Source organism: Desulfotomaculum sp. OF05-3 (assembly GCF_003435535.1).
Classification (GTDB): Bacteria; Bacillota; Clostridia; order Lachnospirales; family Lachnospiraceae; genus Pilosibacter; species Pilosibacter fragilis.
This window is the reverse complement of sequence record NZ_QWGO01000025.1, coordinates 45,249-52,835: the sequence shown is the minus strand read 5'-3', so window position 1 is coordinate 52,835 and position 7,587 is coordinate 45,249. Positions and strand designations below refer to the sequence as shown.

The 7,587-nt window shown below is 37.0% G+C and carries 11 protein-coding genes and 1 pseudogene; 5 read left to right on the top strand and 7 right to left on the bottom strand.

Annotated elements, in window-relative coordinates; genetic code table 11:
- The first annotated feature begins 29 nt into the window (after positions 1–29).
- The 5 genes from DXA87_RS12830 (at position 30) to DXA87_RS17815 (ending at position 3,228) form a co-directional block, all read left to right on the top strand.
- Positions 30–377: an aldo/keto reductase gene (locus tag DXA87_RS12830; protein WP_199537929.1), complete on the top strand. Its 348-nt coding sequence runs from the start codon at positions 30–32 to the stop codon at positions 375–377.
- 103 nt (positions 378–480) lie between these two features.
- Complete coding sequence (locus tag DXA87_RS12825) at positions 481–1,290, top strand: epoxyqueuosine reductase (RefSeq protein WP_117504727.1); 810 nt, start codon at positions 481–483, stop codon at positions 1,288–1,290.
- 162 nt (positions 1,291–1,452) lie between these two features.
- Complete coding sequence (locus tag DXA87_RS12820; RefSeq protein WP_117504725.1) at positions 1,453–1,737, top strand: hypothetical protein; 285 nt, start codon at positions 1,453–1,455, stop codon at positions 1,735–1,737.
- A 172-nt stretch (positions 1,738–1,909) separates the two neighbouring features.
- Positions 1,910–2,707, top strand: coding sequence for a hypothetical protein (locus tag DXA87_RS12815; protein WP_117504723.1), 798 nt, complete (start codon positions 1,910–1,912; stop codon positions 2,705–2,707).
- Between the two features lie 233 nt (positions 2,708–2,940).
- Complete coding sequence (locus DXA87_RS17815; RefSeq protein ID WP_147326531.1) at positions 2,941–3,228, top strand: hypothetical protein; 288 nt, start codon at positions 2,941–2,943, stop codon at positions 3,226–3,228.
- 797 nt (positions 3,229–4,025) lie between these two features.
- Here the strand turns inward: DXA87_RS17815 and DXA87_RS17810 are convergent.
- The 7 genes and pseudogenes from DXA87_RS17810 to DXA87_RS12765 all read right to left on the bottom strand — a co-directional run bounded on the left by DXA87_RS17810 (position 4,026) and on the right by DXA87_RS12765 (position 7,474).
- Positions 4,026–4,661, bottom strand: coding sequence for a hypothetical protein (locus DXA87_RS17810; RefSeq protein WP_147326530.1), 636 nt, complete (start codon positions 4,659–4,661; stop codon positions 4,026–4,028).
- 16 nt (positions 4,662–4,677) lie between these two features.
- Positions 4,678–5,049 (bottom strand): annotated as a pseudogene (locus DXA87_RS12795) (DUF2500 domain-containing protein).
- Positions 5,050–5,361: 312 nt separating this feature from the next.
- The gene (locus DXA87_RS12785) at positions 5,362–5,796 is read right to left on the bottom strand and encodes an NUDIX domain-containing protein (protein ID WP_008402203.1); all 435 of its coding nucleotides are present in this window, start codon (positions 5,794–5,796) and stop codon (positions 5,362–5,364) included.
- 65 nt (positions 5,797–5,861) lie between these two features.
- Positions 5,862–6,290: a hypothetical protein gene (locus DXA87_RS12780; protein ID WP_242998064.1), complete on the bottom strand. Its 429-nt coding sequence runs from the start codon at positions 6,288–6,290 to the stop codon at positions 5,862–5,864.
- Positions 6,291–6,342: 52 nt separating this feature from the next.
- The gene (locus tag DXA87_RS12775) at positions 6,343–6,738 is read right to left on the bottom strand and encodes a hypothetical protein (RefSeq protein ID WP_117469311.1); all 396 of its coding nucleotides are present in this window, start codon (positions 6,736–6,738) and stop codon (positions 6,343–6,345) included.
- 53 nt (positions 6,739–6,791) lie between these two features.
- Positions 6,792–7,283: a hypothetical protein gene (locus tag DXA87_RS12770; protein WP_117504721.1), complete on the bottom strand. Its 492-nt coding sequence runs from the start codon at positions 7,281–7,283 to the stop codon at positions 6,792–6,794.
- Between the two features lie 74 nt (positions 7,284–7,357).
- Complete coding sequence (locus tag DXA87_RS12765; RefSeq protein ID WP_117504719.1) at positions 7,358–7,474, bottom strand: transposon-encoded TnpW family protein; 117 nt, start codon at positions 7,472–7,474, stop codon at positions 7,358–7,360.
- Positions 7,475–7,587 lie beyond the last annotated feature (113 nt).

Here is a 7,587-nt window from a genome sequence, read left to right as displayed (position 1 = left end):
CCGCAAAGACGGCCGTTTAGCTTCGCAATATGCAGGCACCATTTGGCGAAGGAAGAAACGGTCTTTTTGAGAATGAAGTCCTGAAAATGATTGGACAGAAATATGGAAAAACAACAGCCCAGGTAATGCTCCGCTGGCATATCCAAAGAGGTGTGATCGTAATTCCGAAGTCTGTACATAAAGAACGTATGATTGAAAACTTTAATGTATTTGACTTTGCGCTTGATGAGAATGATATGAACCAGATTTCACAGATGGATACTGCCACAAGTGCTTTTTTCTCACATCAGGATCCAGCAATGGTGGAGTGGTTTGTAAAAATGGTTGAGGAGCGCAAATCGCAGCATGACAGCAGCAAAGAAAAAAAGAACTGGTAAAGCTGCTTATGAGGTGAGTACGCACTTTTTTACTGCTATTGTCACCGGAAGCTGCCGGTGGCAAACTCAGTTGGAAGAAAAAGAAATTAGGTGGGGACAAAGAATGAAAGGCCGTGTTGCAAAATATTATCTGACAGACGGAAGAAGACATACAGATTCAGAAGGTTATAAGACAAGCGTGGCATTTGAAAAATACCTTGCAGACTGCGGTCTTCAGGTGGCGACTGACAGAGACTTTGGAATTACAGCTCTGCGGTGGGCAGGAATGAAGGCGGGAATTGGAATCATACGAAAAAACAATTTCTTTTATACCGAGAAAGGGTCTTATCAGTATCTGGAGGCTTTTTTAATTGATGAGCCGCTTCAGTACATTGTGGAGAATCAGATCAGACCATGCGCTGAGAAATGTAACCTGTGCATGCGATCCTGTCCGACAGAATCATTGGAAGCGCCGTACATGATGTGCAGAAACACCTGCGTTTCCTGCCTGACAACATGGGATGGCTGGGATCTAAGGACGGAACCGCTGCAGAACAAATTCGAAAAATGGATCTACGGCTGCGATGCCTGCCAGGATGCATGGCCCCATAATAGAAAAGCATGGAAAGATACAGAAGAATTCCCAGAACTCGAAGCGTGGAGCAGCCATTTTACGGATACAGAGATCGTTCTGGCGGAATACAGCTGGCTGCGATCCGTCGTGCAGCCCAAACTCTGGTATATTCCGCAGGGGAAAGAGTGGCGGTATAAAACGAATGCGCTGAACGCGATGTTAAATAACTATGATCCGAAATACCTTCCGGTTATTAAAAAAGTATGTCAGGATGAATATTGTGAGGTTCGTGATATGGCGGAGTGGGTGCTTGAAGAGATTGAAAGGAAAGATATCGGTGAATCGGAAAATGGGCAGTGATGTTGCATATAGAACATAAAATTACAGATAATTAACTAAAATATAAATAATATATTACAAATCATGAAGACATACGGAAGTATATTGAAAAAAACAGCAATTGAAATATAATTTAAATAAGAGAAAAGCTCAAAGTGGACTGCCCCCCGGAGAGGAGGCAGTATGAGCAAGAAGAAAATTAAAATAAGATATATCATTTTTGTTCTGATCATCATAGGCATAGTAGTTTTTGTTGGAAAAATAACTAAGCTTGATGATTTAAACGCAGAAAAAGTCACCGAGATCATACTCGTATCCCCACCTTATAAAAAGAGAATAACAGACCGGCAGGAGATCGAAGAATTTACGAGTCTGTTTAATGAAAGAAAAAAGAAACCTGTATTTTCAATCATCAACTCATCTGGCTGGAGCAAAAGAGCCATTATAACAACGGAAGCATATCAATAGGATATTATTTTTTGCGGGGAAAACATCACAGTGAACAGGCAGAAATATGTCATGGATGAATCGATTGATTCTGAACTGGAACAGTTTTATCAGTCCCTGAATGAGACAGAGGAAAAATATAATTAACAAAGCCCCGTTAAGATGAATGCCCCCGGATAAGGAGGTCACTATTATGGATAAATCAATAAAAACATGGAGAGTTTTTCTTTTTGGGATGTGCTGTATCTTGGTGAGCCTGTATATAAAAAAAATTTTACTCTCATTAGAAATAATAAAAGGTGATTTTTTATCCAATAGTATTGTTGGGGTTGCGGTGATCTGGTTCATAGCCGGTATTTTTCGCCTATACCATTTAAAGCGAACATATCCTGAACTTAAAACAGTCTTATCGAAAGATAAATGGTGCATAGCAGAATCTATTCTTATTTTCATTCTAGCAGTGGGATTAACATTAACTGGTGTAGGAGCGCACAATACCCAGATGTTATCTGAAATATTTCAAAGAGATGAAGATGAGAATATCACAGAATCTATAGTAAACACAGAGTATGGTTCTATAGAGGATTTTTCAGCAAACAACAGCATGGATATTTTTGTGCTTAATTTTAACAAGGAAAGCAATTTAGATAATGGATCGTTCAGCGCAGTAGATAAAACTGTTTCTGTGGCAAAGAGCTATACGGCAGTAACATATGAATGTGAGATAGATAGCGATAGATTTCAGGTAAAGTTGGCAACATATGATTCGGACAATGGCGAAGAACAACTGAACGCTGTAATAAAAAGCAATCCGGACATATTCACGAAAAAAGATATTGGAGGAAATTCCACATATTATTGCCCGGGATCAAAATATGACTGGTCGGACTGTTATGCAATGGTAGTAGATCATAAATTACTCGTGGTTAATATAGAAAAAGAATATGATCAATACATTGAATGGGTGTTAGGGCATATCACATTACAGTAATAAAGAAAGTAATTACTTTTTGTAATATTACAAGGAGCTAGTTTATGCAGATTATATTTCTGCCTGGTGATGAACCATTTTCGCAGTATCCTAATCATTATGTCGTTACTTCTAGTCTTGAAAACGTGATACTCACCATTTAAAGAATGGAGATGATCCTGATTAAAAAGCTACGCATAATTGCATTAATATCTATTCTGTGCCTACTGATAGTTTATTTGCTTTGGAATAACATGAGTTTAAAAGGAAATTGGCCGGATGATTCTGATACCGTTTCCATTGAATGGTATGATTATAAAGGAATCTATCACAACCAGACTTTGACAGAAGAAAGAAGCGGACTTACTCAATTAATAAAGGATATAACCCCAAAGAAAATATACATAACTCCGCAATCACGTTCAGGAGAACAAAGTTATAATATTGACTATTCTGGCAAGCGAAGTGTTCGTTATACTGTAAAAAGTTCAGGTTTAATTATTATTTTGAATAATGAATTTCCATTTCAACATTCGGTCTGAAATAGGAGATGACGCGGTAATTATTCAATACATAAATAGTATGGTTGATAGATGAGCAAAGAAGAAAAAACGCATCACCATAAAAGCTGTTTGATCGTGATATGAATGGAGAACTTGTACACTGGTTCACAAAATCAAAGGGAAATGGAGGGGACAAAATGAAAAAACATTGTATACTATGGACTGTAGTAATAACTCTTATTGTTTCCTGGTTTTTATTTTTCCCGTGGAGCAAACAAGTATTAGAGGATGGCGGGACTATTGTCTATTCCAGTTTCACATATAAAATTTATATATGGAACTCAATAGGAGGAAAAAATACGACTGAGATATATTATTTCCCATCTAATTTTAAGTATAGGAGTGGAACATTAAATTAATAATCAAAAGTCAATGATAAACCCTTGAACATTGTTTGTGTGTCTGTCATCGAATATTTTCAACTGGTGAAAGTCTGGAAACTGCTTGGTAATGGGAAGGGGGAGGAGAAAAATGTTGTCCTCTCAAAAGAAATATTTTATTACGATTATTATATATGTTGCGCTTTACCTTTTGTCCCAAACTGTTCTTTCCAAATTATATTTGTTTCAATGGACAGCAACACACCATTATTTATATGTTTGGATTTTCTCCACTGTACTGCTTTATTGTAAGAAATATATAGTTTCATTTTCAATAACATTTGGAAATTTGTTTGGAATATTAATTGGTCAATTTTTTGGAGATTGCATTAAGTATAAGAACATATTAAAAATAACAGCAGAAATGTCCTTGGAACAAAAATATACACTTTACCATCATCCAGGCGTAGAGTATTGGATTGTAACTATTATTATTTTTACAGTAGTTGGCATATTAGTGAACAAGCGCAGATATGTCAGGGATGAATCTTGAACTGGATCAGTTTTAGCTATTGTTGAATGAAACATTGGAAAAGAGTGAATGCATCGGCGAAATTCATGGAGGTGACGGCTATGAGGAAAATAAAGGAGCTTATATTTTCTGAGAATGGTATGAAAGCAGTTAACACCTTGTTCTTTTTGGCGATGTTTTTTTATAGCAGCGGCCTGCTGTTTGTCGCTTATATTGTCTGGATCTGTTATCTTGTGTTTTGCATTAGAAATACGGAATCCAGGGGGAGCAAAGTGGTTTATTCGGTGTTTGTTGGACTTGCAGTGGTTATGATCGGAGTGAGTCTGTATGGTTTGATACAAGGATGATAGATCATCCGGATTTCCTTTTGAACTTCCAATTTTCAGCGACTTTACTGCTACCGATGCATCTTCTGCACGTTCTTCTTTATTTGTCTCTGTTTCTTCATGTGCAGAATCTGCAGGGGCAATCGTAGTTATTTCCGGTATCGTCTTCTGAGCAGTCTGGCAGCTGGTCATAAACAAGCAGACAATTCCGAGCATTATAAATAGTTTTTTCATGTTATCACCTCCTGAATCACACGCGCTCAAATGACAGATATCTCGTCCCTTGAGAAGTGAGTTTTCCGACATTTCCTTCCGCCAGTATTCCATATTCTCTTCCTGAAACCTGTAGTTCCATCCGGTCACCGCTCTCTACCTGAAACGTGACATAGTAGCTGGTACTTGAAGTCGAATGAAAGGCATGAGCTCCATACGGGTCACCCTCATTTGCATGGCTATGATGTGTGATATTTTCACGCTTTGCGACGATGGTTGCACTCACCGACAGACGCGGTGACTGATTGTTTTTGTGCCATGTTCTGATTCCGGTCACAAACTAAAAGATGATCATACCGAAAACGATCACAAAGATAATTGGAAACATATATTCAAACAGCATAAACATATCACTCACCCCTTCTTAATCTTGCGTCTAACGATTCCCCTGAGCACAGCATATACAACAATCACGAAAAGCGAGGCAGCGCTATACAGTAATGCTTCTGTATACCAAGGCGCAGAATTCTGTTCGTATAGTTTCGGAAAGCGCTTGTACTCATAGAAATCCATACTCGTTTTAATCACAATCACATAAAAACTCGCATAGATCATACATTTTAAGAAATCGTAGAGTTTATTCATATCATCACCTCCGCGATACACTGCTCAATTCTTTTGACTTCAACAAACTGAAAGTTTCCGTTGCTTATCTTGATTTTTATATAAAGCCTCTTTTTTTTGCTTCTTCAATCAATATAGGTTGAATTAAAGGATATGTCCAATTATCAACTAACTTATCTGAAATCAATATTTTCTCAATCTCACAATGTAATTCCACGAATGAGCTAATGTCTGCAATAAATAACATTCCAAAAGTTTCATCATCAATATTTTCATTTACTCGTGTCTTTCCTTTAACAGAATACACACATATTGGTTCAATTTTAAAATCAATTGCCCCTGTTTCTTCTTGTAATTCTCTTTTGGCTGTTTCAAAAATACTTTCTCCAGGTTCTCTGTGACCGCCTGGCACTTCATAAGTTTCTCTTTCTTTGTGTTTACAGAATACCCACTTGTTGTCTGTTTTTGATATTATTACTGCAAACTTCAAAAGTTCATCTGCGACATTGTCATAAAATTTAACTTCTACCATTCTACCAATACCTCGTCAAATTCCGATTTTTCGTTCTCTGCGACTTCCCAATAAACGGGAAGTTGTTACTCTGATTTCCGCCAGAACAATCCTTCTGAAGCTGCAATTTCCTCAAACAACATACACATTTCTTCGTCTGGATTATAAATGTTTATATTTAAGCAATCCCATCCAAACTGGAGAAGCACATCTTTACTTGTAAATAATATATTTACATCACCAGAATGGCTTTCCAGTATAGTGTCAATGATTTTTGTTACTTGTTCGGGGGTTGGCTGTTCAATCCATTTGCCCCATTGAACAGATACGGGATAATAACACATCGCTTTCAAAATAACGCCAACAAACCTATCTCTTAACCCACAGTAATCATAGTGGTTGAGTAGATAAGTTTCTACTTCAAAAAACTGTCCACCACAATTCATGGGTACTTGTTTAGGGAGGAAATCCATTATATAGCACGGGGTTTCCAAGAGTTTGTCAATTATGTTCACTTAATCACGCTCCTTTAACAAATTCCGATTTCTCAGTTTAAAAAACTGGAAATTATTTAATTCTCTGTGTACCTAATTGTAATTGTTCAACTGCTATTTTTGCTTTATTGTCATCTTCCTTTTGAAGATTTTCTATTTCCGAGTTCCGAATAGTCAAAATGATTTCGTCCCCCACCTGTAAATCATCAAGTGTTATATCTACAACATCTTGCGTATCATAATTACAATAGATCATAGGAATTTGGGAACAATCGATAAGACAATCATCTCCTAAAACACATTCTTCTCCGCTATCTTTTGTGGTTATGATTTTATTTTCTTTATCAATTTCTGTTATTATCGCATTGACACCTAAAGTAAGTGGTTCGTTTGTTTGTTGTCCAGAACACGCAACTAAAGTAAACACACAAATAAATATACATAATGCCATTATCATTTTTTTTATCATAAGTTCCTCCAAATTCCGATTTTTGTTCTATTTGCTCCCCGATAAATATGAATTTATAACAGTCCTTCTGCTTTTGCCCGAATCGCATAAAACTCTTGGAATGTATCTGGTTCTTCCATTATAGTTTCTTTCATAATTCTTAATCTCCGTTTACCAACTCGTCTATCCAATACAGCAAATATTTTTACGATTAAATTTTCACTTTTAAGACTCGCTTCAATATCTTGATTATCAAACTCTGCAAACGCATTATAAAAACAACGTTGGTCAAAAATACCCAATTTTATAGCTGTATCGTCCATATACGCATTTTCTACTTTCATGCGTTTCTCGTATTTTTCGTCTTGAGGAAACATGTCTGCTTTCGCCCAATTGTTCCAATAGCATCCCTTGATGATTTCTTTTCCATCATATCTTATCGCCGCCCGTCCCTCATGGTCGGGACTCCTGCTATATGATGTTGCATAATACTGAATATGACCTTGCAGATTTTGAGCCAGATATTCCGTTTCCAACTTTTTCCTTATACCACTCCATGTTGCCATTCATTGTTCTCCTCAAATTCCGATTTGTTACTCACATAATATCATGTTTTTTCTTCAATTACATCTACATAATTTTAATAAACCGCCATTCGGTTTGCTTCTGTAACCAGCATCCGGTTAATCTTCTCCTGCATTGTTTCCCTTGCATCTTCGTTGAAATGATAACGGATGACAGAGACTGTCCAACTCATCGATACGCTCTTTTGGAATACAAGGCTGTTCGGATATATCCTCAATGTATTAGATATCATCCGCAAAATGGGATTCCAGTATTACTTCCCGCATCGTACATCCCATCCCGGCG

Bases quoted from the DNA above. Each gene is read 5' to 3' on its own strand.
- DXA87_RS12830 (WP_199537929.1), top strand. From the start codon at position 30: ATGCAGGCACCATTTGGCGAAGGAAGAAACGGTCTTTTTGAGAATGAA.
- DXA87_RS12825 (WP_117504727.1), top strand. From the start codon at position 481: ATGAAAGGCCGTGTTGCAAAATATTATCTGACAGACGGAAGAAGACAT.
- DXA87_RS12820 (WP_117504725.1), top strand. From the start codon at position 1,453: ATGAGCAAGAAGAAAATTAAAATAAGATATATCATTTTTGTTCTGATC.
- DXA87_RS12815 (WP_117504723.1), top strand. From the start codon at position 1,910: ATGGATAAATCAATAAAAACATGGAGAGTTTTTCTTTTTGGGATGTGC.
- DXA87_RS17815 (WP_147326531.1), top strand. From the start codon at position 2,941: ATGAGTTTAAAAGGAAATTGGCCGGATGATTCTGATACCGTTTCCATT.
- DXA87_RS17810 (WP_147326530.1), bottom strand. From the start codon at position 4,661: ATGAAAAAACTATTTATAATGCTCGGAATTGTCTGCTTGTTTATGACC.
- DXA87_RS12785 (WP_008402203.1), bottom strand. From the start codon at position 5,796: ATGGTAGAAGTTAAATTTTATGACAATGTCGCAGATGAACTTTTGAAG.
- DXA87_RS12775 (WP_117469311.1), bottom strand. From the start codon at position 6,738: ATGATAAAAAAAATGATAATGGCATTATGTATATTTATTTGTGTGTTT.
- DXA87_RS12770 (WP_117504721.1), bottom strand. From the start codon at position 7,283: ATGGCAACATGGAGTGGTATAAGGAAAAAGTTGGAAACGGAATATCTG.
- DXA87_RS12765 (WP_117504719.1), bottom strand. From the start codon at position 7,474: ATGAGTTGGACAGTCTCTGTCATCCGTTATCATTTCAACGAAGATGCA.